Here is a 24,441-nt window from a genome sequence, read left to right on the forward strand (position 1 = left end):
CGCTTGCCCCATGCCCCATGCCCCATGCCCAATTCCTAATGACTTATGAGTTCTAAGTCTCGTAAAATGCAGATAAAACAAGTTACATTCTTTGAGAGGGGAATTCATGGCAGTCAAAAAAGGCGATATAGTTCGTGCTGTGCGCGAGAAATTGGAAAATAGTCTGGAAGCAAAAGCTAGTGATACTCGTTTTCCTCCCTATTTATTTGATTCTAAGGGTGAAGTTGTAGACCTGAAGGGTGATTATGCACTTGTGAAGTTTGGGAAAGTGCCAACACCAAATATTTGGTTACGTGTAGATCAACTTGAAGAGTTTAAATAAGAAAAAAGAATTCAGAATTCAGAATTCAGAATTCAGAATCCAGGAGTCAAAATTGACCATTGATTATGTCTCTTGGATTTTGAATTTTGTGTGACTGGTCGATGAATCAAGAAGTTTAAATTAGTGACCAAATTTAAAATTTGGTGGTCTAGAATTAGTGGTGGGTACTACTCCCAACTAATTGATTCTGAATTCTGAATTCTGAATTCTGTATTCTTCTTTAATTTATGTCTTTTTCTTCTAACTCGCCAATTTTGTGTAATTTACCCCGTATCACTATTGTTGGTGCCGGTAGGGTTGGCAGTACTTTAGCCCAACGGATTGCGGAGAAAAATCTAGCGGATGTGGTTTTGCTGGATATCATTGCGGGAATGCCCCAAGGTATAGCATTGGATTTGGTTGAAGCTAGGGGAATTGAATTACATAATCGTCAGATTATTGGCACAAATAATTATGCTGATACATCTGGTTCGCAAATTGTGGTGATTACCGCAGGAATTCCCCGAAAACCTGGTATGAGTCGGGATGATTTGCTGAAAACTAATGCCAAGATTGTAGTGGAAGCGTCAAAAAATGCGATCGCTCACTCTCCCAATGCTATTTTTATTGTCGTTACCAATCCTTTGGATGTGATGACTTATTTGGCTTGGGAAGCAACTGGTTTACCACGCAGTCGAATTATGGGTATGGCTGGTGTGTTGGATTCTGCACGGTTTGAAACTTTCATTGCCCTGGAATTAGGGGTTTTACCGGCTGATGTCAAAGCAATGGTATTGGGTAGCCACGGCGATTTAATGGTGCCTTTGTCTCGTTATGCGACTGTTAACGGCATTCCCATCACGGAATTGTTGGATGCAACTACAATTGCACGTTTGGTGGAAAGAACTCGCAATGGTGGTGCTGAAATTGTGGAATTAATGCAGACTGGTGGTGCTTTTTTTGCTCCGGCGTCGGCTACTAGTGTGATGGTGGAATCAATTTTATTAAATCAATCGAGATTGTTGCCGGTGGCGGCTTATCTGCAAGGGGAATACGGTTTAGAAGATGTTGTAATTGGTGTTCCCTGTCGCTTGGGATGCGGTGGAATTGAGGGGGTGTTGGAATTAAATCTCACTGATGGAGAAAGAGAAGCTTTGCATACATCGGCTCAATCTGTACGGAAAAATATTGAGCGATCGCAGGAAATTTTGATTAACAATTAGGGAAATCCAAGAAATAAAAATAACTGCTTGAATTTAACTAAATGATGACCGTTGATTGTTGACCGTTGACTGTGAACAGTGAAAGATTTTTGATTTGGAAGTCTGGTTAAGTGATGAAAATGCCCACAGTTTTTATTTGTGGGCAGTTTCATAAAATATTAGCTTGATGTTAACGGCGGTAATCCTGGTCTGCGGGGTCGCCATAGGGGTCTTCGCTGGCTGGACGGACATCTCCGTAAGATCCTATATCTGCGGGGTCGCCGTAGGGGTCTTCGCTAGCTGGACGGACATCTCCGTAAGATGCGATGTCTGCGGGGTCGCCATAGGGGTCTTCGCTGGCTGGACGAACATCGCCATAAGATGCGATGTCTGCGGGGTCGCCATAGGGGTCTTCGCTAGCTGGGCGGACGTTGCGATCGCGATATTCATCTATTTCAGCTTCGTCCCGGTTTGACCCCAAGAGGAAATCTTTCGCCTTTCGCAAAAAGTCATCTACCATGATTTGTCTCCTGATTTAAGTTCGTGTTTCCGACATGAGCGATCGGCGTTATCCTCTCGGAACAGGCTTTGCCAATCTAAAGTCCTGGTGCTGCTAATGAAACTAAGTTACTGAGGTCGCGGCCTGTGGAACGTCCGTTATAACCTTGGAAGTCTTGGTACTGTCGCGCTTCAGATTCCGGTACTCGAATTCCTTCTGGTGGTGGAGTTACCCAATGGGCACGATGTTCAGCATCGCGGTAGTATACACGCCCATTTTTGGAAAGATAGTATTTACCTTGCGCTCCTTCTTGTGGAGCATTTTTATGCTGGTTATAGAGGTAGTAAAGTGCTGCTGCACCTGCCAAAATCGCCACTTTTTGTCCGCCAGACAAGCCCTTTTTAACTTCGGGTTGCGCGCTGCGATCGCTCACTGTTCTACCAACAGTATCATCCACAGGTGGTGGTACATTGGCACTCCGGGAACCGCCTCCGCAGCTACTCAGCAATGGCACTGTTAGCAATGCCGAGAGCAATACAGCCAGCAAACGTGAAACTACTTTACGTTCTTTAAATATTGTAATCATCGTATCTCATCATCACCTACGTTTACTAAAAGCCTTGCTGTTGTAGCCACAGAGTTAGAGTTCCTGTTAGTTTGCCTGGAATTACAAAAACATTTACTGCTGATTTACAACAGCACAACTAAAGCATTTCATTAACATTATGAGCAAGTTTCTCCAATATTCCATCTTGCCTTTGAGAGAAACTCCCTTCATCCCAATGAAATATCTTGTTGATTTTTGATGAATTTTTTGTTTTGAAAGATAAAAATATTCAGCAATTTCTCGGTTATTTTTTTGTGCTAAATTACTTAAAAAGATACAGCTAGCATAAATATTTTTGTCAAAAAAAACACACAATATGGCATTAAAAAACACGATCCAAGTAAAAACTCGTCTGCTTTTGGCTTTATGGGATTTAGGAGGAATACAGCAAGAAGTTAAGAAAGGTCAATTTAATAAGCGAATTATATCGAAAAAACAAAAATTATCAGATTATCAGAATGTATTTAAGGAATTAGAGAACCAAGGAGCGATCGCAATTTCCAAAAAGGGGTACTCTCTGATATCTCCCAAGGGATTAGAGGTATTGGGTGAGGGTTTGAGGAGTGGTGATTTTAAGTTTGAAGGGACGATTGTCGGAACTTGGGCGGCCAATGCCTTGGTGAAGTGGATTCGTGAAAAAGGCGTTGTGGTAACTAGTGCAGATGTAAGAGTCAATGGGAAGAGTAGGGCGATCGTTTCTTATGACGAGTTTAAATCTGCGGCCTTAGAAATCTACGACAAGTTAAACCAGAACTACAACTTAGACGATCTAGTGCCAATTTACAGAATTAGGAGAGAAATAGGCGATCGGGTTAGTCGTGAAGACTTCAATGAGTGGCTACTGGAAATGCAAGAGAAGGACATTTTGCAACTCCAAGGCGGTAGCTTGTCAGACAGCGATTCGGACAAATTGGAAGATTCCATAACTACCCCAGTAAGTGGGTTACGCTGCTACGCCAAGCGTTTAAACTCATAAATCAATTTTTAGGTTGCTCTTCACACTCTCTCAAACGTCAATTTTAGATGTTGTGCAGCTACAAATAATGAGCAATCCAAAATCTAGTATCCAAAATCCAAAATTAACCTCACTCTAGATCAATGTCTAATGACAACGGCCTAATTAATGCCATTAAAAATCACAACCCATTTGACAGACCTTTAGTAGTTAGAAGTCAAGATATTTGGGTCACAGGTTTTCCTGACGTTCCCTCCTTAAATGCCCATGCCTCCGATGCTGTTTTTGATGCGATTGAAAGAGTTCGCACCAAACAACAGCCAGTCATAGGCATTACGATCAAGGCTGAAAGAGGACTAGGTAAAAGCCATCTTATCAGTCGAATTCGTCACCAACTTCAGGCTGATGGTAGTGCTTTATTTGTTTATACAAGCGAGATTAACGATTTAAATCGAATTAAAGGTGAATTTTTACGAAATTTAGCAAATAGCCTCAAACACATCGGTAGCCAAGGAATGAGCCAGTGGCGGGAATTAGCAACTGCTATTTTCAATGAAGCTTACAACAAAGCTTTCACGCCTGATGAGATGGTTCGTCACTTTTCTGAAGTTTTAAGAGTAAATTCCAAGGTAGTTGAGCATTGGACTGATAAAGTCTTGGGAATTAAGCATGATATTGAAAACCCTGACATTATTGCTGCGATTTTATGGACACTTTCTTCTAATCCATCTGAGGAGCGTTACGCTATAAACTGGCTTGCTGGTCAAGAACTACCACAATCGAGAGCTGATGCACTAGGTTTAGCAAACTCTAGCGCCCAGGATAGAGAAGCCCAAGCTTTCAGCACAGTTCGTCAAATTCTTGACTTGATTAGTGATTACAAACCAATAGTCATTTGTTTTGATGAATTAGAAAGTATTCTTATGTGTAATGATGCCGGATTCACAGCATCACAAGTTACTGCTATTTTAGCGAAAGATTTATACGATAAGATTAAACGCGGTGTTTTTATAACAGCGATGTTTCCTCAAACCTGGACTGATCAAATAAGAGCTTTAAAAGAGGCAGAATCAGTTACAGATCGGATCGCTCAAAGAACTATTGAGTTAACTTATCTCAAATCTGAAGATGTTATTGCCTTAGTTTCCCAGTGGTTAAAAGACTTTTATAACGAACAGGAAGTAACACCGCCTTATTCAGTTTATCCTTTTGATGAAGATAAACTGAAAGAACTGGGAAAGGAAAGACCAATGGTAAGAAAAGTCTTGCAGTGGTGTAAAGAAAACTGGAGTGTTCCAACTATAATAATACCTCCACCCCCGCCTAGACATCCAGTAGAATCTGCTTACAATAATGAAATAGCAGCTTTGAAAGATAAGATAAAAGATGAGATTGAGGATAATAAAAAAGTCGCTAATGCACTGCAATTTAGCTTTTCTACCCTAATTGGGCAAACTTTAGAAAATGTCCAAATTATAGAAATTTTAGATGTTAAAGCTCGTAGTGCAGACCAAGGATATATAAATTTTAAAATTGTTGGTCGGGAAAACGGCAATGTTGTCAAAATTGGAGTTTCTGTTCTTGAAGGAGTTAGCGGTAGGTTTCTCCAAGCTGGGTTGAAACGCTTAATTGAATACAAAGAGTTTGATTTAACTCGTGGCTGCTTAGTTCGTTCTAAAAAAATTAGCAGCGGTACTAAAGCTAAACAATATTTAGATGTACTTTTGTCACGTCATCTAGGTGGCGAATGGGTATTATTAAAAAATGAAGAAATTAAGCCACTTTTAGCCATTAATTATGTTATGAAAGCCAGAAATGATTATGAATTAACTGAAGCAGAAATCATTGATTTTGCTATACAAAATCGAATAGTACTTGATAATAATCTCATACGTGAAATTCTCAGCGATCCGTCTGGGGAAATTCCTGAAGATGCTATTGATGAAGATATTTAAAAAATTTACCTTAAATTAAAAGCTTGAGTTAAAGAAACCAAGCCTGTAGAAGTAGACTTATTTTTTTAGTCGCAATATTTGAATTTTTCAGCAATAATGAATAATTCTGTTGTCATTAATACTGCTATTTGCTTGCCTGCACCAGATATTGAGGCATTAATTCAAGGACGAGTAATTGTCGCTATGTGCAAAAATTATATCGTTCCAGAGCGTCAATTTGCCCTTTATCCAAGCGATGGTTCAATTAATATACTGCCAGTTGACCAGTACTATCAATCAAATTTCTTGACTACTGCTAAAACTACTCTTGCCCAAGTAAGTGCTGAAACTATATCAGTTAGAGCCTGGGTAAGATGTGAAAAGTGTGAACCTCTAGATAATACTGAATCATTGTCTGCTTTATCACGGCTAACAATTTGGACTACAGAAGCTTTACAAGAAATATTAACGCAAAGACATAATATTTTTTTGTTATACTTACGCGTATATCATTTACCCAAAGTAATTACACTTTCTATAAAGGTGGTAAACAGCCAGTTTGTTTACTTAGCAGAACCTTTAACTATTTCCGAAGTCACACCCGTATTAGAAGATCGCACTTTCGCCCAACGCAAGCATCAACTAGAAAATCGACAGCCACCACTGCATCCGGAACTTGAAGAATTACAAAGTGCGATCGCACAATTATCTCAGACAAACTCAGCTGCACAAAAACTAGATAATGACATCAAAATCTTTCTAGGCTGGAATAGTAGAAAACTAGAAACACCAGATTCAGATTTAGTTTGGATTGATAAAATTGCTGAAGTTGGAAACTCTAGCGACGGACATACATTTGAAAAATTTGTTCGTAGAGGATTACTAAAATTAGGCTTTACAGGCTCAGGTTTAAATCCAGATGCAACTGGTGGCGCGGGAGGTATGGATTTTTATGCTGAACAACCTTATCCAATAGTAGGAGAGTGCAAAGCAACTAAAACTGAGAAAGTTACTGATGGTACTCCTGCACAGTTATTAAAAATAGGTATGAATCATCTTGGTAAATTTCAATATGAAAATTCTATTAAATTAATTGTAGCTGCTGGAGAATTAAATTTTTACGCCCTGAGAACAGCAACGGAAAATCAAATGAATGTTATTAGTCCTGAAACTCTACAAAAATTAGTTGAACTGCAAGCACATTACAAAAATTCTATCAACTTGTTAGAATTAAAAGAATGTTTGCAACAAAGTCCTTTTGGTTTAGTTGAAGATAAAGTTAATAGTTATATCGATAAAGTTGAAAAATCTTTAAATTTGCGATCGCACATTCTTCAGCTTCTTAAAAAACATCTAGAAAAAACAGGTGATTTAAATGTTGGAATCGATGCCCTTGTTGTCGCATATATTTATGACAGTCCACCTGAGACTTTAAAAGATAAAGAACTATACGAAATCTTGATAGAACTTTCTTCACCATTAACAGGCTATTTAGGAAGAATTAAAGGTAGTGATTGGAAGAGCGATCGCTTTTATTTTTTACGTGATTTAGCTATTACTCTAAAATAAATTGCCAATAAATCCTAGCTTGCTTGTAAAGAAATAATATTGCCATAGTTTACTCTACCTCTTGATACTGCTTTAACTTTCTTCATACAGCAAATTGTAACTTTGTGAGGTACGGGTAATTGTAAGGGCGTAGGCTTTGCGTTACCGTAGGATACTACGTGTGTACTTTATTTACCTGAAAATTGCTGTATTATGACTAACAACAAGGGATGCTTGTATTCAGCATCGCTATTTTGAATTTTCCTCAGTATTTATTATTTTAAGTAATAAACTTTACATAAAATTCACACTTAGCTACTGTGTATTTTCATTTACAGTCAATAATCAACTAAATACTGTCGATGAGTCTTCTTATACTTACTACACTGGTATTCACTAATAAAAATTCAGTAGCAAGTTTAAGACTTAGGAAAATGAGTCATGTACTATCAAATTTGGAACTTTTTTCTTCAAGAGGATAAATACAATTATTGGAAAGGAAGAATAAAAGCTAATCATAATTTTAACAGAGTTACATGGCAAAAGATTATTGATTTTTTGTCATTGATTGAGCAGACTTTCGTACTCAAATATCGACTTGGAGAAACTGATAGTCTTGAGCCATTTCTGAAGTTAGCTACAGAGAATGGTTATAATATAACCGCGGATGAACTTGCCTGGTTTTTAATCACTAGAAAACAAATTTGGGATCTTTTTGATTTAGCACAAAAAACGCCGTCTCTCAAAGAGAAATTGCTAACTGCTAAAAGTCCACAGAATTTTGTCAACATAGCTGCGGAGAATGGTTATTATTTTTCTGTAGATGAATTAGCTTGGCTATTAACTGAAATTAAATCTTCATCTGAATTAGTCTCTATTAATAATAGTGTTGGTGAAATTCTGACAGTATCAAACTATGGCAGGATTGAAACAGGATACTGGATTTGGCTAGCAGAAGATTGGGGAATTGTAGCGCCATTTTGTCATCGAGATAAGCCAGGTACTTTTTTATCTCAAAACATCAACAATCCTTTCTTACCCGATCGCTGCTTTTTACCCAAGAGTTACTTTAACCAACGCCTAATGGTAATTCATAATTAAAACAATAGACATAGGCGTGAAAATTAATGTAGAGACGTAGCATTGCTACGTTTCTACAGGGGTTTCGGGTAACGCAGAATTAATTTCTGGATATGTCTAATGAGTTTCCCACTATACAATGAAGCATCCTAGACTGAAGATATGTCTTCGATCTAGGATGCTTCACAATAAAAAAATGTTGCAGATACAACAATTATCATGAAACTGTGATATCTGCACTAAAGTTATCAGCTGGCAGAAACCGTCAAACTGCTGGGTTTATGAAAATCACCTTGCAAAACCACACCACGCTGATTGGTATGGAGATGACGCAAAATCTTGTAAATCGCCTCAACTTGGTCTGATGCACCAGCTTTTTCGGCAAGTTCTTCCAAAGAAAGGGCTGCTTTTTCTTTTTGTAGCACTGCTACTACTCGTGTTTGCAAGTCCAGAATACCGGCGGCGGCTTTTTTGCCAGCTTCTACCCCTGGTTGATGGTAGGCGTTGATGTTGACCAAGCTAGCATATAAACCAACAGCACGCTCATACAAAGCGATTAATGCGCCTACAGTGCGGGCGTTAACTTGGGGAATAGTGACTGTTATTGAATCGCGCTGATTTTCATAAAGTGCTTGTCGGCTTCCTTGGAGAAAACCGGAAAGATAATCACCGGATGTGACTCCTGGATCTATTTCTGCTGATGGCCCTTGACGATCTTCTAGAACTTCAATCAAGGTAGCAAAGAAATTCGGCACTCCTTCCCGTAACTGCTGGACGTAAGCATGTTGATCTGTTGAGCCTTTGTTACCATAAACGGCGATGCCTTGATAGACAGTGTTGCCATCTAAGTCTTTTTCCTTACCCAAGGATTCCATCACCAGCTGTTGCAGATAGCGGCTGAATAACAATAAGCTGTCTTTGTAAGGTAGAACAACCATGTCTTTTTCACCCTTACCATTGCCAGCAAAGTACCAAGACAAAGCAAGCAAAGCCGCTGGGTTAGTCTTGACATCTGCGACGCGGGTGGCATCATCCATTTCTTTTGCGCCTTGCAGCATGGCACGGATATCAATGCCTTGCAGTGCTGCTGGTACTAGCCCCACAGCAGACATTTCTGAGGTGCGTCCTCCCACCCAATCGTACATGGGAAACCTCGCCAACCAGCCTTCTTCTTTCGCCACCTTATCGAGATTGCTATCAGGGCTGGTAATAGCTACTGCATATTGAGCAAAGTCCAAATTGTGACCGGCGTAGGCTTTTTTAACTTCAATCATGCCGTTGCGAGGTTCTGGTGTGCCCCCAGATTTGGAGATTACCAATACTAGAGTACTGGCGAGGTTATTTCGCAAATGATTGAGGAGGCGATCGATACCTGCGGGATCGGTGTTATCAATAAAGTGAATTTTCAGGGGCGGGAAATCAAGCGCCAAAGCTTCAGCAACGAATTGGGGGCCGAGGGCGGAACCACCAATACCAATAGAAATAATATCCGTAAAACGGCTGGCTCTGGGAGGATGAATAGCACCTGTTTGGACTTTTTCCGCAAAGGCTTCAATTTGTTCGAGGGTTTGGACAATTTCTTGTGTCAGTTCTGGAGTTGGCGCTAAATCAGGATTTCGCAGCCAATAGTGTCCAACCATGCGGTTTTCATCAGGATTTGCGATCGCTCCCTTCTCCAGTTGAGCCATATCCGCAAACGCCTTGTCAAACTTCGGCCGCAACGACTCCACAAAGGCATCATCGAACCGGATTCGACTTACATCTAAGTACAGTCCTAATCCCTCGTGGAAATATAACCAGTTTTGGTATCGTTGCCAAAGTGCCCTAGCATCCATAGGGAAATCTCAAATAAAGTGTTTTTCAAAAACCAGTTTAATGGAACGTAATAGCGATCCCTGCCTAGCCTTATACAGTTTACAGTTTTAAGTGTTCCCTTAACTCTTTCCTTTAAACATCTGGCATAGGGATGACACGCAAAAATTTGACGATTCCACCCCTAATTTCTATACCAATCAGATAATTATCTAGAGTAAAGCGGTGAAAAATCCCTTCACTATCAAGCTGTCGTAGTTCTTTTAGTCCGCTCAACTGCCAGTTTTGGGTAAACTCGGTAAACACAAAATCATACACCCGCTCGTAAGCAGCAGGTTCTAAATTTTTCAGGTCTAGCAAAAAAGACCTTGCATAGCGCACTTCCACACTCACTAGGCGTTATACCATTTTGGATTTTAAATTTGGGATTTGGGATTGTCTACTCCTGAAAACAAGCAAGCTACGCATACCAAAACGAGATTGAAAGCACTGCTGTATCAGAAAAACATTAACAGTCGTATTGCTTCATCGTGGGTTAAGATGTCCCACGGTTGCTGCGATCGCTTGACTTTTTGTATGGCTTTAAGCATATAAAAGTCACAATGTAAAGCTTCAAGAACGTCCCAAATGCTTTGCAGATCCTCGTCGGCTAACTGTTCGATTAAATGATGCATTCTCAGTCGCAACAAATTCATAGGTCAATTCTTCCCTACAAGCAAACACTAACAGTAAATAGTATTCCCAAAAATTTCCCCAGGCTTAACGACAATGCAGTATTACTATCAAGCTAATACAATTTTGGGTTTTGGATTGGAAATCACCTTTGTAGAGGTAAGGGAATATCACGATCCGCGTTACCCCACCCTGGTTTTGTCTAAAGCCAAAACCTCCCCTCCCCTTGGCAAAGGGAGGGGTTGGGGGTGGGGTAAAACGATTCTGGAGTAAGAATTTGAGCTGAAGTTGACACCAATGGCTAGACGCCCACCCCACAAGAAAAGTTCAATTTTTTGATTGGGAAAGCCTTGAAATCTTCTCAAGACGACTAAACTCAATGAATGGCTAGTTCCATCGCAGTCCACAAAACACAACCTTAAAATAAAAGCCTGTAAAATCTATTTCTTAATGGTAGATTGAACAGACTCTTAACTCTTGTACAGATGCGATGAATCGCGTCTCCTAACTTTTAATATGGTTGAATACCTGATTTTCTTAGCAATTTCTACAGCCAGTTTTGCCTTATTCGCTCTCGGACTGAATTTACAGTGGGGCTTTACTGGATTAATTAATTTTGGTCATGTTGCTTTTATGACCCTGGGAGCATACACAACTGTGTTGTTAAGCTTAAAGGGCGTTCCTTTACTGATATCGGCAGTAATTGGAGCAATGGTAGCCGCTTTGTTGGGTTTGATTATTGGTTTTGCAACTCTGCGCTTGCGGGAAGATTACCTGGCAATTGTCACCATCGGTACAGGAGAATTAATTCGTTTAGTAGTAAATAATCAGGAATTACCTGTAGGAAATTCTTGGGTTTCTGGGGCCTTTGGTGTCCAAAGTTATCCCATACCTTGGGACACACAGCCGAGTTTGTTTTTGAGATTAGTGATGATTGGAGTGTTAACGTTGGTGGTGGTTGTCACTTTCTTGACTTTATGGCGCTGGATTCGTACCACTCAAGTATCTCGCACCACCGATTTAGGTCAAAGGATGACTAGCAAACAAGAATTAACATCGCGTTTGGTAGTGGGAATTTTGTTAGCAATTTTGGCAGCAGCAATTTATATTTCTGGGGTAATTGGATTGTATAATTACAACCCCAAAGCAGGTTTGATGTTCGTGTTGCTGTTAGTTTTAGCATTGGTATTCTGGCGCTTAGAAATTTTAGTGCGATCGCCTTGGGGTAGAATCCTCAAAGCTATCCGCGAAGATGAAGAAATTCCCAAAGCATTGGGAAAAAATGTCTTTTGGTATAAATTACAATCTCTGATGTTGGGAGGTGCCATCGCTGGTATCGCTGGTGCTTTTTTCGCTTGGCAACTCGGCGCTATATATCCGGATAATTTTCAACCACAACTGACCTTTGATACTTGGATTATGGTAATTTTGGGCGGTTCTGGGAATAACATCGGCACTATTTTAGGCGCAGTAATTTTCTTTGCTTACGATGCCATCACACGAGAAGTTTTGCCGAGAATTGTCCCCCTTGATGAAGCACGTTTGGGTGCATTTCGCATCATGGTAATCGGATTAATTTTAATGGTACTGATGATTTGGCGTCCTCAAGGTATCTTAGGGAAAAAGGAGGAACTCACCCTTGGTAAATAACCAATCATCACCACTTCCTTTGCTAGCAGCCACTGGACTTTGTAAAAGCTTTGGCGGTATTAAAGCAGTTAATGAAGCGAAAATCGAAGTTGCTAAAGGCAGCATTACGGGTTTAATTGGCCCCAATGGTGCTGGGAAAACTACTTTATTTAATTTACTCTCTAACTTTATCCGCCCAGATAAAGGACGAGTAATTTTTGACGGCGAACCGATTCATAATTTGCAACCATATCAAATCGCCCAACAAGGAGTAGTACGCACTTTTCAAGTTGCACGCACTCTCTCGCGGTTGTCGGTGTTAGAAAATATGTTGTTGGCGGCGCAAAAACAAACTGGTGAAAACTTTTGGCAAGTGCAATTACAACCGCACATCGTCGCCAAGGAAGAAAAGCAACTCCAAGAGAGAGCAATGTTTTTGTTAGAGTCGGTGGGCTTGGCAAAGAAAGCCTATGATTATGCTGGTGGTTTGTCTGGCGGACAGCGCAAACTATTGGAAATGGGACGCGCCCTGATGACTAATCCCAAGTTAATTTTGTTGGATGAACCAGCAGCAGGGGTAAATCCCAGATTAATTGATGATATTTGCGATCGCATTCTCACTTGGAACCGCCAAGATGGCATGACCTTTTTGATTATCGAACACAATATGGATGTGATTATGTCCTTGTGCGATCGTGTTTGGGTACTTGCTGAAGGACAGAATTTGGCTGACGGTACGCCAGCAGAAATTCAAAACAATGCCAAAGTTCTCGAAGCTTATTTGGGAAAATAATTTGCGGAGTAAAAATATATTTGCTCATGAAGACGACAGATCCCCGACTTCCTAGAAAAGTCGGGGATGTCGTAATTCACGATTATTCATCCATAAAACCTGTAAAAGTATTTGTTTAAGTCTCCCTATCAATAATTTATGCGGTCTTTACATTGCTTACCCACTGACCTGTTAAATTTTATGAGTATTCGGGAATATTAAACTATGAAAGCCTAGACCAAATACTTGTGGGTTAAGGAAAAAAGGGGAAGGGTAAAGGGAAAAGAAAAAACCTTTAACCTTTACCATTTAACTTTTTTCCTAAACCCAATGCCGAATTAAAAATGCAAAATTCCACCAGTATTGAGCCTAGACCACATATCAAGTTTTGCATCTTTCAAGACTCATTTATGAAAAATATTTTTGACTCAATAATTATCGGAATTATTTTCTTTGCACTTTGCAGTTGTACTTCAATCCAATGGACTGAAACAACAAATTCTTCTCAAGTTATTAAAAAAACTGATTCTCAAGCTAAAACAGTTATTAAAATCGGGGGTTCTAGCTCGACTGTAACTGTTTTAAAACTTTTAGCACAAGCTTATCAATCTGAAAATCAAAATGTCAAAATCGAATTTATTTCTAATACCCAATCCGAAGGAGCGATCGCAGCCTTAAAAAACGATATTGTTGACATTGCTGGTAGCAGTCACCAACTTAAACCAGAAGAAGATAACAGTAAAATTCAATATCGGCAAATAGCACAAGATTTGTTAGTTGTTGCCACTAATAAAAATGTCAAAAATGTTATTAATTTATCAACTGAACAATTAAAAGCAATTTACAAAGGTGACATCACTAATTGGCGAGAATTAGGTGGTGCTAATGCAAACATTGTACTGTTAGATAGACCTGAAGATGAGTCAGCGAAAAAATTATTGCGAAAATATTATTTGGGAGACGATAAAACCACAACTAAAGCTGTGATTTTAAACAAAGAGGGAGAATTGATTGAAACCTTACAAAGTACTCCTAATTCCATCGGCACTTTTTCTTTGGCATCTTCCCTCATCAACAAATTGCCTGTCAATCATCTCAATCTTAATGGTGTTGCTCCCAAAGCGCAAAACTTTGCTAACGGTGAATACCAAATGGTTCGTCACATAGGTATTATCTGGGAAAAAGCGCCTTCAGCGACCACTCAGGATTTTATTGATTTTATCTTTAGTGCAGAAGGTAAAAAAATACTAAAAAATAATGGCTTTATTCCTACTAAATAAATTGAATATATCATGCAGAGATTTTTCAGAGGAATGAGGCTCAGCCAAAAAATTGTTCTACCTCTGCTTGCAGTTTGTCTGAGTATATTCCTGCTGGGCTTAGTAGTGATAGGACAGTGGTTCACAGATAGTTTGAATCAAAATTTTCGCCAACAAATCGAAAGTTTTACAGAAAGAGTCGATCAGGATTTTCAGTATGAAAAGCAAACACTGGAAACTGAAATCGAGCTAATTGCTAATCGAGATATGCTGAATCAAGCAGTTGAACAGCGTAACCAAGGCTTGCTTTTCCAGATATTACTACCGTTAAAGTCTATTTTGAAATTGGATTGGATTAAGGTAATCGATACTCAAGGTAATGTTCTTGTAGATTTGCGAAATAACTCATTGAGTCAAACTAAGTTTCTAGACAAAGTCATTACTAATACTGCTAGCAAAGGAGCGCATTTAGTTGATTTGGTAGATGTAGAAGGCCAGCAACAAGTTCTCCAAGTGGTGACAAATGGAATCAAATCATCAGCAGGACTCTTGGGAGGAATTCTTATTGGTAACTTAGTAGACGATACCCTACTCCAAAAAATTGCTGCTGGTTCCTCCAAACACCTGATTATCCATAGACAAAATCGTATAATTGCTGCAACTTTATTGACAACCAAGGGTAAAAATTGGCAACTTCCTCCTCCTAATTTGCCTGCTACACTAATCACTCTTGACAACAAAAACTATTTAGCTAAAAGCATCGTATTTACAGGAGCTAGTCAGTCTTTCACAACCACAGTGTTGTATTCGATCTCGATGCTAGAGGTTGCTCAATATAAGTTATGGGAACATTTAGGACTGTTGTTTTTGTTGGGAAGCAGTATTTTAGGAGTTGTTGGATTTTTAATTGCACGAACAATTACTCATCACCTCAAAGCCGTCACATATGTAGCACAAAGAGTTACTCAAGAATCTAATTTTAATCTCCAAGCTCCGGTAACGAGTGAAGATGAGGTTGGAATATTAGCCATTTCCTTTAACCAATTAATTCAACAAGTAAAACGGTTGCTAGCAGAACAATATGAAGCGAACCAAAAGTTAGAGGTATATAGCCAAACACTAGAAGAAAAAATAGAAGAAAGAACTCAAGCACTGCGACAAAAAAATATCGATCTCAAGCACACTTTACAGGAACTTAGACGTACCCAATCTCAATTAATTCAGAACGAAAAAATGTCTTCTTTGGGACATTTAGTTGCTGGTATTGCTCATGAAATCAATAACCCAGTGAACTTCATTTACGGTAATCTGAAGCACACTGATGATTACACTCAACAATTACTGTGGTTACTGGAACTTTACCAAAAACATTATCCCTACCCAGAACCAGAGATTCAAAATGCTAAACAAGAAGCTGATATTGAATATTTAACAGAAGATTTACCTAAAATATTGAGTTCCATGAAGATTGGAGCCAATCGCATCCGGGAAATTGTCCTCAGCTTGAGAATCTTCTCGCGTTTGGATGAAGCCGAGTTTAAAAACGCTGATATCCATGAAGGAATTGACAGCACTTTGTTGATTTTACAACACCGCCTCAAATCCCAAAGCGCTCGCCCTAAAATTACAGTGGTTAAAGAGTATAGTGAAATTCCAAAAATTCAATGCTTTGCAGGACAATTAAATCAGGTATTTATGAACATTTTGGCAAATGCTATTGATGCTTTAGAAGAGGCTTTTCAAAATGGTTTTTGTCCAGATCCGATAATTCGTATTTCTTCAGCCCAGGTGAATGAAAATGTCGTTATTCAGATTGTAGATAATGGTATAGGGATTCCAGAAGCAATCCAGTCACATATATTTGACCCCTTTTTCACCACTAAACCAGTTGGTAAAGGAACTGGTATGGGATTATCAATTAGCTACCAAATTATTACTGAAAAACATGGGGGATATTTACGGTGCATTTCATCACCTGGACAAGGTACAGAGTTTGTAATTGCAATTCCAATTCGAGGAACCTAAGTAGCAGCTTTTAAAAGCTAAATACTTGGCACAAAACTTGCTCTTCGATCTTGTTCCCACATCTGTGTCATACGCCAATAAACTCCATTGTCTCGCTGCATTAACTGATAGCCAATCAACTCCCGTCGTATTTCAATTAATTCAACCACATCACCGATCAATCGGAACGCCAATAAACCCCATTCTCTCGCTGCATCAACTGGTAGCCTATCAATTCCCGTCTGAGAGTGGCGTAGTCAGGATAGTAGCGCTTGAGAATTTCATTGACTGCGCGCTCTGGATACTGAATCCCAATTTCAAATCTATTTGCTAACCACTTGAGAATTACTAAGCGCTTTTTGCGGCTAGCAGGGATTTCTTTGAGGTGTTGGACACAGCTGTTGTCAAAGACATCGCCATCAAAATAGTTTTTCAATACTTTGTTTTCCCAAGCTTCAGTATCTACGTCGTTAATCAAAGAAGCAATTTGCTCCGGTGTAAAAATTTGCTTACTGATGCTTTGCAAAACGTTGCTATCCAACTGGTACAGGCGACTATTACCCTCAGGCCGCATAGTTACTAAATTGAGTTCCTTAAGTTTTGCCAGATGATGGGATACTGTGGGTTCTTTGAGTTGCAATAACACAGCCAATTCTTCGACGCTGCACTCCTGATTCGCCAGAATGCCCACAATCTTCAATCTGCTTTCGTCTGCTAAAGCTTTGAAAAATCGCAGCAGGGTCTGAAACTGTTCTTTCTCCATAATTTGTTATAATCAAATTAGATCTCGATCTAATTAGAAAAAAATCAAATTAGCTTTGCTGTCCTCTTCTGACACAGCATTGCTTAATGTTGGCTAATTGTGAATTAATGTTAATTCTTAGATTTTTTTCGTAGAAAATTGAGATTTCTTAAGTTGTTCTTTACATTTCGCCATGACACGTCCCTCATCATTTAGGAACAGAAGAAGAGGGAGTATCCTTCAACAGGGTACTTCACTCGTACAAGCAGCGAGATTTTTAGGTGTAGACCAGAGTACTCTATACATGGCTCTGCAAAGAGGACAGATTCCCACTACTAGAAGAAATGGACGGACTGTGGTTAGCCAAGGAGCCTTGATGGACTATAGAGCTAGAATCAGACCACTTTTATAGTTATTTATGATTGGGTAGAACACAACTTCATAAGGGCAAGGCGCGTTGCTCATTGGCGTTAACTTGAGAACAGAAAGCCCAGAAGTAAAAAGATAATTTCCTAAATTAATTGATGGAGATTATCTTTTTACTTTTTCATTAATATCACTCACTAGAAAATTTTAAAATATTCTGGGCGGTGATTTGTGGTTGTTCTAAGTGAGGAAGATGGCCACAATCTTGAATCCAGATTAGGGTACTTTGGGGAATTGCTCTTTTAAATCTTATGGCATCTTTAATACCTAAAATTTTATCGGAATCTCCCCATAAAATTAGTGTTGGTTGCAGAATTTGTGATATTTTTTTAAATCTAAAAGCACTATAACCACCACTTTTAGTGAAAGCAATTAAAGCTTGATGCCAATTGGGCATTTGTAGGTGTAATGCACTGCAATATAAAGCATCCAAAGAGGCAAGACTTTGATTTTTATATCCAATGCGGGCAATGCGATCGCGCACTTTCATATTACTCAAAAACTGAGTTGCTAAATAATCCAATGGTGGAAACATTAATTTACTTAATGGCGAACCACCAGCCAAACCAGCACTATCAATTAACACTAACTTCTTCACTAATTCTGGATAACTCAAAGCTAAATCAATGGCCGTCGCCCCCCCCATTGAAGCACCCACCAAAATTACAGGTTGGTTAATCAAGCTTTTCCAAAAATAATAAAGATGGATTTTAATTGCAGACGGGCTATAGGCAATTCCTGATAGTCTATCTGTAAAGCCAAAACCCAACAAATCCACTGCCCAAGTTTCATTATTGCCAGCAAGCAATGGCAAAAGCCGACGGAATTCTAATACAGAACTATCAAAACCGTGAATTAGTAAAATCGGAGTACCACCACTCCCTTGCTTAACATAAGCTGTGGTAATTGGCTCATTAATTAAAGGCGTAGTGAGAGCAGTTGTTTGAATATTCTGAGCCAGAGTTATGGACGCTGGTTCTGTTAGCTGCCCAACTGTTTGAGGAAGAAAATTTGGAAACATAAATATCAGTTTATCGTACTAGGTCACTGCTAAACATCGCCGATTTTTTTAAATTACAAAATTACATTGACTAATACTATTAATTAACATTTTTAATGTATAAAACATCATTCAACTATAAAAATACTGCTACATACAGATTCATAAAACCAAGAGCTATAAAGGCATTCTCAATTTAAAATCCCAAATAGTATACCTCTGTGTTGCCTACTACCCCAACACACGCCATTAAAGAAAGTTTGCCAAAATGTCAAAATTGGGACTAAACCCACGTACAATAAATATCACTTATTATTGACTCAGGAGCTAATGCCATGCCGATGGCGGTTGGCGTAATTGAAACTTTAGGATTTCCTAGTGTCTTGGCTGCGGCAGATGCAATGGTGAAATCTGCCGCAGTCACGCTGGTGTATTATGGTCTAGCCGAGAGCGGCCGCTTTGTAGTAGCCGTCCGGGGACAAGTTGCTGAAGTAAAAAGAGCTGTTGCAGAAGGTATTGATGCTGGAGAGCAAGTAAAGGCTGAAACAGTAATCACTCACTATATAGTTCCCAATCCCCCGGAAAATGTGGAAACTATATTACCAATCCATTTCACTCAAAAATCAGAACCTTTCCGTATTTTCTAGGCAATTTAGCCATCACAATCTGTAGCGAAGCTTCGTACAGTTAATTTGTTGCGCCACATATCGTTTATTCATACAGGAGATTACTAATGTCCCTACAAGCAGTCGGATCGCTGGAAACTAAAGGTTTTCCTGCTGTGCTAGCAGCAGCAGACGCTATGGTAAAAGCCGGTCGAGTCACTCTGGTTGGTTATATCCGAGTTGGTAGCGCTCGCTTTACAGTTAATATTCGTGGTGATGTTTCTGAAGTCAAAACAGCTATGGCTGCTGGTGTTGAAGCCGCAGAAAATGTTTATGGCGGTACCTTAGAATCTTGGGTGATTATTCCTCGTCCCCATGAAAACGTTGAAGCTGTTCTACCAATTGCTTACACAGAAGAAGTCCAACAATATCGAGAATCTGTAGAAAACCCCATTGTTAGATCCTCCAACGGACGATAACATCAAATCCAGTTTTTTCCCTTTTGGCGTTGGCGGAGTCAGACGCTCGCAGGCTCGCTAACGCTACGCTATCGCCCTAGACCAATGGTTCATGCTTCTTTGGAAGTCAAGTGTCTTTGGCTTTGCTCAAATATCAAAACTAATAATATCTGTATTATTTATTTATAAAACTTAGGCAAAAATCAAATAGGATTCCTATATTCTTGAGATACTAAAAAGTAAAAAAATAATCCCCATAAATAAATTTAGGGGATTTATAATCAACGTCTTATTTCTTCACTCTCCAGGTCTCGAAATAAATGTTTTTATTTGGTTCCATAACGAAGTTGGGGGCTTAGTATCAGGACTTTTTCTATATGAGTGCCTTTTAAGTTTTTACTTTTGCCTTGTAAGGTCACCACTCCCTAATCCCCAGTCCCTTGCTATACCAAAACTAAACTTTTGTTCAAGCAGATTCCTTTGCGGCTTGTAATTTTTGGTTTTTACGTTTGCGTAGAAATAAGCCGCCTACAGCTAGCATACCTAAAGTAACACTAGGTTCAGGCACACTTTCAACACGAAATGTATGGTTATCACTTTCAAAGCCGCCACCTTCTGTTTGAGAAATGACAATTTTATTAAACTTGTCATTGGCACCTTCTGAGAAAAACTCAAAGAAGCCATTCTTTTGACCACCATGTTGGGAAGCTCCAACAGTAGCAGATCCATTCAGTATTTCGTATGTCAATTCTCTGATTAAAGTGGTGCCGTTGAAGAATTTCAATGTGTTGCCTACACTTAAAGCCCCTGCATCAAAACCGAAATAACTAAAAGTATTATTACCCTGGGCTTCAATGATGGTATCGCTATCAGAGAAAACTGCTAAATAATTAGTTTGGTTGACTTCTGCATTAGCGCCAGAAGGTGCCCAAACATCTGAATAAATACCAGTTTGACCAGAATAAGCTGTGGTAGAATAAGTACCTTTAGAAAAAGAATATTTTACTAGGTCATTGCCTGGTATTTGACTATTATTAAAATCAAAGGTTGTATAACCTGGACTATTAACGTTGCTAGAAAAAACACCTTCATTTGTTACTGTAGATTGGCGGTAAGATCCAGCTTCATATGTAAATCCTAAAGCATGTGCTGAACCAGCATAACCAATAGAAGCAATTGTAGAGAGAGCAATAATAGAAGCAATTTTATTAAAAGACATCTGTTTTGAGTTCCTGTTTTTTCTTTGTTCTGCATCAATTATGTGATTTAGCCGTCAGAAAAGAACAGGGCATAATTACTAGATTTATGTCTCATACTCCAATCAATATTTGAGTAAATTTATCAATATCTATCTGCTTCAAAATGCTATTTATACTGCTAAATAATGAAGTTATTATTTATATTTACCAAGGATTATAAAATCTTAATGAAAGAACATCCTCTACATAAAGAAACTATATTTTTACTCCCAGGACTTACGCAAAAATCACCTAATTTCATCATGGCGAGCGATAGCGTAGTCATCTCCCCTGACGTTGAGATTGCTTGTCTGCACTCCGTTTCGGTGGCAATGACAATTTGAGTCATTTCTGCTTGATGATGGCTGCTAAAGACATGAACAACTTGCAAAACAAGTTCAATCTAGGCAAGAAGAATTGTGAGGTTAAAATCATTGAATTCCTTGTGATGGAAGAATCCCCCGTTTATAAAACTATGGGGGTGTCAAAAAATTGAATTACGTCTGATGTGAATTATTCAAATCAACGAAATATCAATACAGGACTTACGCACAGGTAACGGAAAATCCAACCACAGAGGACACAGAGGCCACGGAGAAATAAGAGTTTCAGAGAGTTTTTGCGTAAGTCCTACAATAATTATCCGTTCTGTAGAGAGGTTGCAATTGCTAGTCTCTACAACGATAAATCAAAGGTTTTAGCGTTTAATTCATATAATGCGCGAATTACAAATTGTTTCCATCAGTTGGTATTGGCGGATTTTCTAAGGTGGGGTGAGTTAATGTGCTAGTTATTACTTGGTTATTACCACGCACTAACTGATTGATTTGACCTATGAGTTCGCCTAATTTACCTTCTTCCAGTAAGGTATTGATTAAGGAAAGTCCGCTAGTAGATAGTAGCAATTTGTTAATATCTTGACTGCCGTTACTGCCATTTGCACCAGGGAATGAATAAATGCGAGTATCTCCTAAAACTCCTGGTTGTGGTGCTAAAGCAGTCACAATTTCTGGTAGTTTGTCGGCTAATTCTGGCCAAATAGTTGTAATAATTTTGGCAGTGAGATTGGCATTACTAATGGAATTTTCCGCAGCGATTTTGGCGCGAATACCTTCGGCTTCGGCTAAAACTTGATCGCGGTTAGCTGCTGCTAAAGTGCGAATTGCTTCTGCTTCTAATTCTGCTGCTTCTTGGGCGATTTCAGCTTGGCGACGACGGCGGAAGGCATCAATTTCGACGACATTGCGATCGCTAATATTTTTTTCTTGCGCTTCTCGTTCCGCAGCAATGATTGATAGGCGTTGGTTGCGTTGCGCTTTTTCCACTTCACTGGCGGTTTTAACTGATTCTTCCGCTTTGGCTTGTTCTGCTTGTGCTAGAAAGCTTTCGCGTTTTTTATTGGCAATGGCGATGGCCACATCTTCTTGAGCTAGTTTTGCCAGTCGTTCTGACTCCACTATCTGCACTTGTGCCTGTAATTTTCCTGATTCTACAGTTTGTTGGCGTGTAATCTCTGCGAGTTCGGATTCTTGTTTTTGCAGTGCTTGTACTACCTTTAGCTGTTTATTGCGTTCTTCCAGAGCAATATCAGCTTCAATTTGGCTTTGTTGCACCGCTAATTTTTTGCGAATTTCTTCTTCTTCAACTGATTTTTCTTGCAAAATTTTAGTTCTGCGTACTGTTGCAGCTTCCCTGTCTTTGGATTCTTGAATTTCCCGTTCTCGCTGTGCTTTGAGTGCTTCTACTTGTAATTTTTGCTCTAGTTTCGCACTTTCTTGTTCTTGGGCAATTTGTAGCGATCGCTTTTCGGCATCCAGTTCTTTTTGCTCAATTGTTACTTGGGTTGCTAACTCTACTTCTCGTTTTTGTTGAATGGAACGCTGAATAATTTCGGTTCGCAAACGCACGCCTTGGGCATCAAAAAAGTTATCTGGATCGTAGGTAACACTTTCTAATATTTCCGAAATGGCAATATTATTTAAAGTTAAGCCGACTTTTTTTAAATCCGGGCCGACTAAGTTCAAAACTTCTTGAGCAAAACCCAATTTATCAGAATCAATTTCTGCTAACTCTTTAGTTTTAGCTGCCGCTCTAATTGCGTCATCTGCTCTTTTTTCTAAAGCATTTTTGATATCTTCCGGAGTAATTTTCGTACCACTTTGAGAGAGTCTAGCGGCTGCTGTCAAGACATCTTCTTCTGAGGCATTAATACACACATAAAAAGTTACGCGGATATCTGCTCGTAAATAATCTTTAGTCCGGACTGCAAGTTTACCAGTCCGTTCGACATCAATGGAAATTTCTCGCAGAGGTACACGTGTTAGCTGATGAAATCCCGGTAAAATAATGCAACCGCCATAGAGAATTACCGCTTTTTTTTTAATAAAAAGACCCCCAGTCCTGACGAAAGCTTCATTGTTGGGTGTCACTACATAAACCCGCGTATAAGCAAACAAGCTGAATAATAGTAACAAAACTAAGCCACCAATCACGGCTGGAAAAACTAATCCACCATCGATTTGAGCAAAACTAGGCATAACTTTTACTGGAAGTGTTTGGTCAATTAATGTTATTTGTTTTTGTTGTTGCAATTTAATCTCTGGAACTTCAGCGATTTTGACACTCGGTAAAGACTGAAGAAAAATCAACCAAAAAAGCATCTTTTTACCTCTTAATAAATTTAATCCCTTCGAGATGAATTTGTTAACCAGTGTTCTTCATCGTGACTATCTTTAGCAATAACTACGTAAATTTGTGCTTGATGTTCAATAATTAAAACTTTTTCTCCGCGTTGTGGTGCAACAGTTCCCCAGTCTGGTAAAACAGCACTAATAGTTAAAAGATTACGTTTTGCATCTAGCACATCTACTTGTCCAATTCTGCCCTGATTCTGAGTTGGAATATAAGCTGATGTGACAATTCCAATGCAACCTATTAAGCGATCGCTACTCACATCTTCGCCAAATTCGGCAAATATTTTGCCAATTGGTTGCGCTATTAATCCTCCCAATAATAAACTAATAATTAGCGAAACAAATAATATAATGCTGCCGATAAAGCTCCCAATATTATTAGAAACTCCACCAATCCAAACATTCAACATCCACCCCAAAACGCCCCACAAACTTAAATCTGTAGCCAGTAACAATATTAATGGAGCTTTTCCAATTCCAGCCCATCCCAAAAATTGCCCAAAACCCAATTCGTGATTGCTATCTGCGTCTACATCTGCATCTACATCCACATCTGCATCAATATCAAAATCTTCCCCTCCACCACCGTAAATTATCATAAAAAAGAACAGCAAAATTCCCATTCCTAGAAAAATCCAATAGGGCAAGTTGTTGAGACTAAACAGCATAATATTTCGTTGATGATATGTGCTGGTAGTTTAGTAATATATAATACTCTTCCAAGAAAATTCCGAATTTCTTTAATGCTGACAATTGTGCAAAATTAAATTGGATAATTTTGACGACTAAGGTCTTTATTTTTTATTGTTAAAGTTGACTAATAAAAGCGGTAAGTTCAGAAAAAAGCCGATAAAGACTTATAACCATGTGACTCTAAGACCTCTAAATTCTGACTCTCTAGTATTATACTACAAATATAATACATTAAGATTTTATATCCATTTTATGAATAGTTGCCCATAAAGAAAGAGCTAGGATTATTTATCTAGTAAAATAATATAAATC

24 protein-coding genes are annotated in these 24,441 nt (G+C 39.0%); 13 read left to right on the top strand and 11 right to left on the bottom strand.

Going from position 1 to position 24,441, the window contains the following annotated elements; translation table 11 throughout:
• Positions 1 to 106: 106 nt before the first annotated feature.
• Positions 107 to 322 carry an NAD(P)H-quinone oxidoreductase subunit O gene (locus tag GNE10_RS12085; protein ID WP_185565388.1) on the top strand — a complete coding sequence of 72 codons (216 nt, stop codon included), beginning with the start codon at positions 107 to 109 and terminating at the stop codon, positions 320 to 322.
• Between the two features lie 227 nt (positions 323 to 549).
• The gene (gene mdh / locus GNE10_RS12090; RefSeq protein WP_185565389.1) at positions 550 to 1,524 is read left to right on the top strand and encodes a malate dehydrogenase; all 975 of its coding nucleotides are present in this window, start codon (positions 550 to 552) and stop codon (positions 1,522 to 1,524) included.
• A 169-nt stretch (positions 1,525 to 1,693) separates the two neighbouring features.
• Here the strand turns inward: mdh and GNE10_RS12095 are convergent, their stop codons facing one another.
• Both GNE10_RS12095 and GNE10_RS12100 read right to left on the bottom strand, forming a co-directional pair.
• Positions 1,694 to 2,023 carry a translation initiation factor gene (locus tag GNE10_RS12095; protein ID WP_099066714.1) on the bottom strand — a complete coding sequence of 110 codons (330 nt, stop codon included), beginning with the start codon at positions 2,021 to 2,023 and terminating at the stop codon, positions 1,694 to 1,696.
• A gap of 76 nt (positions 2,024 to 2,099) precedes the next feature.
• Positions 2,100 to 2,588 (bottom strand): hypothetical protein, encoded by a 489-nt coding sequence (locus GNE10_RS12100; RefSeq protein ID WP_099066713.1) that lies wholly within the window; start codon positions 2,586 to 2,588, stop codon positions 2,100 to 2,102.
• Between the two features lie 337 nt (positions 2,589 to 2,925).
• Between GNE10_RS12100 and GNE10_RS12105 the strand changes: the two genes are divergently transcribed.
• From GNE10_RS12105 to GNE10_RS12120, 4 genes are all read left to right on the top strand, one after another.
• Positions 2,926 to 3,585 carry a hypothetical protein gene (locus GNE10_RS12105; protein ID WP_185565390.1) on the top strand — a complete coding sequence of 220 codons (660 nt, stop codon included), beginning with the start codon at positions 2,926 to 2,928 and terminating at the stop codon, positions 3,583 to 3,585.
• A 122-nt stretch (positions 3,586 to 3,707) separates the two neighbouring features.
• Positions 3,708 to 5,519 carry a P-loop NTPase fold protein gene (locus tag GNE10_RS12110; RefSeq protein ID WP_185565391.1) on the top strand — a complete coding sequence of 604 codons (1,812 nt, stop codon included), beginning with the start codon at positions 3,708 to 3,710 and terminating at the stop codon, positions 5,517 to 5,519.
• A 96-nt stretch (positions 5,520 to 5,615) separates the two neighbouring features.
• Positions 5,616 to 7,067: a DUF1802 family protein gene (locus GNE10_RS12115; RefSeq protein ID WP_185565392.1), complete on the top strand. Its 1,452-nt coding sequence runs from the start codon at positions 5,616 to 5,618 to the stop codon at positions 7,065 to 7,067.
• Between the two features lie 420 nt (positions 7,068 to 7,487).
• Positions 7,488 to 8,147, top strand: coding sequence for a Nif11-like leader peptide family natural product precursor (locus GNE10_RS12120; protein ID WP_185565393.1), 660 nt, complete (start codon positions 7,488 to 7,490; stop codon positions 8,145 to 8,147).
• A 227-nt stretch (positions 8,148 to 8,374) separates the two neighbouring features.
• On the opposite strand, the gene GNE10_RS12125 is transcribed toward GNE10_RS12120, so the two are convergent.
• The 3 genes from GNE10_RS12125 to GNE10_RS12135 form a co-directional block, all read right to left on the bottom strand.
• Positions 8,375 to 9,961 (bottom strand): glucose-6-phosphate isomerase, encoded by a 1,587-nt coding sequence (locus GNE10_RS12125; RefSeq protein ID WP_185565394.1) that lies wholly within the window; start codon positions 9,959 to 9,961, stop codon positions 8,375 to 8,377.
• A 112-nt stretch (positions 9,962 to 10,073) separates the two neighbouring features.
• Complete coding sequence (locus GNE10_RS12130) at positions 10,074 to 10,331, bottom strand: cytotoxic translational repressor of toxin-antitoxin stability system (protein WP_099066707.1); 258 nt, start codon at positions 10,329 to 10,331, stop codon at positions 10,074 to 10,076.
• Between the two features lie 104 nt (positions 10,332 to 10,435).
• A complete protein-coding gene (locus tag GNE10_RS12135; protein WP_099066706.1) occupies positions 10,436 to 10,633 on the bottom strand; it encodes a hypothetical protein in 198 nt (65 codons plus the stop codon).
• A 493-nt stretch (positions 10,634 to 11,126) separates the two neighbouring features.
• Between GNE10_RS12135 and GNE10_RS12140 the strand changes: the two genes are divergently transcribed.
• The 4 genes from GNE10_RS12140 (at position 11,127) to GNE10_RS12155 (ending at position 16,295) form a co-directional block, all read left to right on the top strand.
• The gene (locus GNE10_RS12140; protein ID WP_099066705.1) at positions 11,127 to 12,260 is read left to right on the top strand and encodes a branched-chain amino acid ABC transporter permease; all 1,134 of its coding nucleotides are present in this window, start codon (positions 11,127 to 11,129) and stop codon (positions 12,258 to 12,260) included.
• Positions 12,250 to 13,032, top strand: coding sequence for an ABC transporter ATP-binding protein (locus tag GNE10_RS12145; RefSeq protein ID WP_185565395.1), 783 nt, complete (start codon positions 12,250 to 12,252; stop codon positions 13,030 to 13,032). The genes GNE10_RS12140 and GNE10_RS12145 overlap by 11 nt, the downstream gene beginning before the upstream one ends.
• A 389-nt stretch (positions 13,033 to 13,421) precedes the next feature.
• A complete protein-coding gene (locus tag GNE10_RS12150; RefSeq protein ID WP_185565396.1) occupies positions 13,422 to 14,291 on the top strand; it encodes a substrate-binding domain-containing protein in 870 nt (289 codons plus the stop codon).
• A 33-nt stretch (positions 14,292 to 14,324) separates the two neighbouring features.
• On the top strand, positions 14,325 to 16,295 hold the full coding sequence (locus tag GNE10_RS12155) for an ATP-binding protein (RefSeq protein ID WP_260446867.1): 1,971 nt from the start codon (positions 14,325 to 14,327) through the stop codon (positions 16,293 to 16,295).
• A gap of 17 nt (positions 16,296 to 16,312) precedes the next feature.
• On the opposite strand, the gene GNE10_RS12160 is transcribed toward GNE10_RS12155, so the two are convergent.
• Both GNE10_RS12160 and GNE10_RS12165 read right to left on the bottom strand, forming a co-directional pair.
• Positions 16,313 to 16,468, bottom strand: coding sequence for a DUF2087 domain-containing protein (locus GNE10_RS12160; protein WP_185565398.1), 156 nt, complete (start codon positions 16,466 to 16,468; stop codon positions 16,313 to 16,315).
• Complete coding sequence (locus GNE10_RS12165) at positions 16,453 to 17,037, bottom strand: metalloregulator ArsR/SmtB family transcription factor (protein WP_185565399.1); 585 nt, start codon at positions 17,035 to 17,037, stop codon at positions 16,453 to 16,455. The genes GNE10_RS12160 and GNE10_RS12165 overlap by 16 nt, the downstream gene beginning before the upstream one ends.
• A 172-nt stretch (positions 17,038 to 17,209) precedes the next feature.
• Here GNE10_RS12165 and GNE10_RS36505 point away from each other — a divergent pair, with 172 nt between their 5' ends.
• Positions 17,210 to 17,428: a helix-turn-helix domain-containing protein gene (locus GNE10_RS36505; RefSeq protein ID WP_099066700.1), complete on the top strand. Its 219-nt coding sequence runs from the start codon at positions 17,210 to 17,212 to the stop codon at positions 17,426 to 17,428.
• A 144-nt stretch (positions 17,429 to 17,572) separates the two neighbouring features.
• Here the strand turns inward: GNE10_RS36505 and GNE10_RS12170 are convergent, their stop codons facing one another.
• Complete coding sequence (locus tag GNE10_RS12170; protein WP_185565400.1) at positions 17,573 to 18,463, bottom strand: alpha/beta fold hydrolase; 891 nt, start codon at positions 18,461 to 18,463, stop codon at positions 17,573 to 17,575.
• A 314-nt stretch (positions 18,464 to 18,777) separates the two neighbouring features.
• Between GNE10_RS12170 and GNE10_RS12175 the strand changes: the two genes are divergently transcribed.
• Positions 18,778 to 19,089, top strand: coding sequence for a carbon dioxide-concentrating mechanism protein CcmK (locus GNE10_RS12175; RefSeq protein ID WP_099066698.1), 312 nt, complete (start codon positions 18,778 to 18,780; stop codon positions 19,087 to 19,089).
• A gap of 86 nt (positions 19,090 to 19,175) precedes the next feature.
• Complete coding sequence (locus tag GNE10_RS12180) at positions 19,176 to 19,526, top strand: carbon dioxide-concentrating mechanism protein CcmK (RefSeq protein ID WP_096536804.1); 351 nt, start codon at positions 19,176 to 19,178, stop codon at positions 19,524 to 19,526.
• A 445-nt stretch (positions 19,527 to 19,971) separates the two neighbouring features.
• Here the strand turns inward: GNE10_RS12180 and GNE10_RS12185 are convergent, their stop codons facing one another.
• From GNE10_RS12185 to GNE10_RS12195, 3 genes are all read right to left on the bottom strand, one after another.
• Positions 19,972 to 20,724 carry a PEP-CTERM sorting domain-containing protein gene (locus GNE10_RS12185; RefSeq protein ID WP_185565401.1) on the bottom strand — a complete coding sequence of 251 codons (753 nt, stop codon included), beginning with the start codon at positions 20,722 to 20,724 and terminating at the stop codon, positions 19,972 to 19,974.
• Positions 20,725 to 21,468: 744 nt separating this feature from the next.
• Complete coding sequence (locus GNE10_RS12190; protein ID WP_185565402.1) at positions 21,469 to 23,403, bottom strand: flotillin family protein; 1,935 nt, start codon at positions 23,401 to 23,403, stop codon at positions 21,469 to 21,471.
• A gap of 20 nt (positions 23,404 to 23,423) precedes the next feature.
• Complete coding sequence (locus tag GNE10_RS12195) at positions 23,424 to 24,104, bottom strand: OB-fold-containig protein (RefSeq protein WP_185565403.1); 681 nt, start codon at positions 24,102 to 24,104, stop codon at positions 23,424 to 23,426.
• Positions 24,105 to 24,441 lie beyond the last annotated feature (337 nt).

It is taken from the genome of Nostoc sp. 2RC, from assembly GCF_014222165.1.
Lineage (GTDB): Bacteria > Cyanobacteriota > Cyanobacteriia > Cyanobacteriales > Nostocaceae > Nostoc > Nostoc linckia.

Bases quoted from the DNA above. Each gene is read 5' to 3' on its own strand.
- GNE10_RS12085 (WP_185565388.1), top strand. From the start codon at position 107: ATGGCAGTCAAAAAAGGCGATATAGTTCGTGCTGTGCGCGAGAAATTG.
- mdh (WP_185565389.1), top strand. From the start codon at position 550: ATGTCTTTTTCTTCTAACTCGCCAATTTTGTGTAATTTACCCCGTATC.
- GNE10_RS12095 (WP_099066714.1), bottom strand. From the start codon at position 2,023: ATGGTAGATGACTTTTTGCGAAAGGCGAAAGATTTCCTCTTGGGGTCA.
- GNE10_RS12100 (WP_099066713.1), bottom strand. From the start codon at position 2,588: ATGATTACAATATTTAAAGAACGTAAAGTAGTTTCACGTTTGCTGGCT.
- GNE10_RS12105 (WP_185565390.1), top strand. From the start codon at position 2,926: ATGGCATTAAAAAACACGATCCAAGTAAAAACTCGTCTGCTTTTGGCT.
- GNE10_RS12110 (WP_185565391.1), top strand. From the start codon at position 3,708: ATGTCTAATGACAACGGCCTAATTAATGCCATTAAAAATCACAACCCA.
- GNE10_RS12115 (WP_185565392.1), top strand. From the start codon at position 5,616: ATGAATAATTCTGTTGTCATTAATACTGCTATTTGCTTGCCTGCACCA.
- GNE10_RS12120 (WP_185565393.1), top strand. From the start codon at position 7,488: ATGTACTATCAAATTTGGAACTTTTTTCTTCAAGAGGATAAATACAAT.
- GNE10_RS12125 (WP_185565394.1), bottom strand. From the start codon at position 9,961: ATGGATGCTAGGGCACTTTGGCAACGATACCAAAACTGGTTATATTTC.
- GNE10_RS12135 (WP_099066706.1), bottom strand. From the start codon at position 10,633: ATGAATTTGTTGCGACTGAGAATGCATCATTTAATCGAACAGTTAGCC.
- GNE10_RS12140 (WP_099066705.1), top strand. From the start codon at position 11,127: ATGGTTGAATACCTGATTTTCTTAGCAATTTCTACAGCCAGTTTTGCC.
- GNE10_RS12150 (WP_185565396.1), top strand. From the start codon at position 13,422: ATGAAAAATATTTTTGACTCAATAATTATCGGAATTATTTTCTTTGCA.
- GNE10_RS12155 (WP_260446867.1), top strand. From the start codon at position 14,325: ATGAGGCTCAGCCAAAAAATTGTTCTACCTCTGCTTGCAGTTTGTCTG.
- GNE10_RS12165 (WP_185565399.1), bottom strand. From the start codon at position 17,037: ATGGAGAAAGAACAGTTTCAGACCCTGCTGCGATTTTTCAAAGCTTTA.
- GNE10_RS36505 (WP_099066700.1), top strand. From the start codon at position 17,210: ATGACACGTCCCTCATCATTTAGGAACAGAAGAAGAGGGAGTATCCTT.
- GNE10_RS12170 (WP_185565400.1), bottom strand. From the start codon at position 18,463: ATGTTTCCAAATTTTCTTCCTCAAACAGTTGGGCAGCTAACAGAACCA.
- GNE10_RS12175 (WP_099066698.1), top strand. From the start codon at position 18,778: ATGCCGATGGCGGTTGGCGTAATTGAAACTTTAGGATTTCCTAGTGTC.
- GNE10_RS12180 (WP_096536804.1), top strand. From the start codon at position 19,176: ATGTCCCTACAAGCAGTCGGATCGCTGGAAACTAAAGGTTTTCCTGCT.
- GNE10_RS12185 (WP_185565401.1), bottom strand. From the start codon at position 20,724: ATGTCTTTTAATAAAATTGCTTCTATTATTGCTCTCTCTACAATTGCT.
- GNE10_RS12190 (WP_185565402.1), bottom strand. From the start codon at position 23,403: ATGCTTTTTTGGTTGATTTTTCTTCAGTCTTTACCGAGTGTCAAAATC.
- GNE10_RS12195 (WP_185565403.1), bottom strand. From the start codon at position 24,104: ATGCTGTTTAGTCTCAACAACTTGCCCTATTGGATTTTTCTAGGAATG.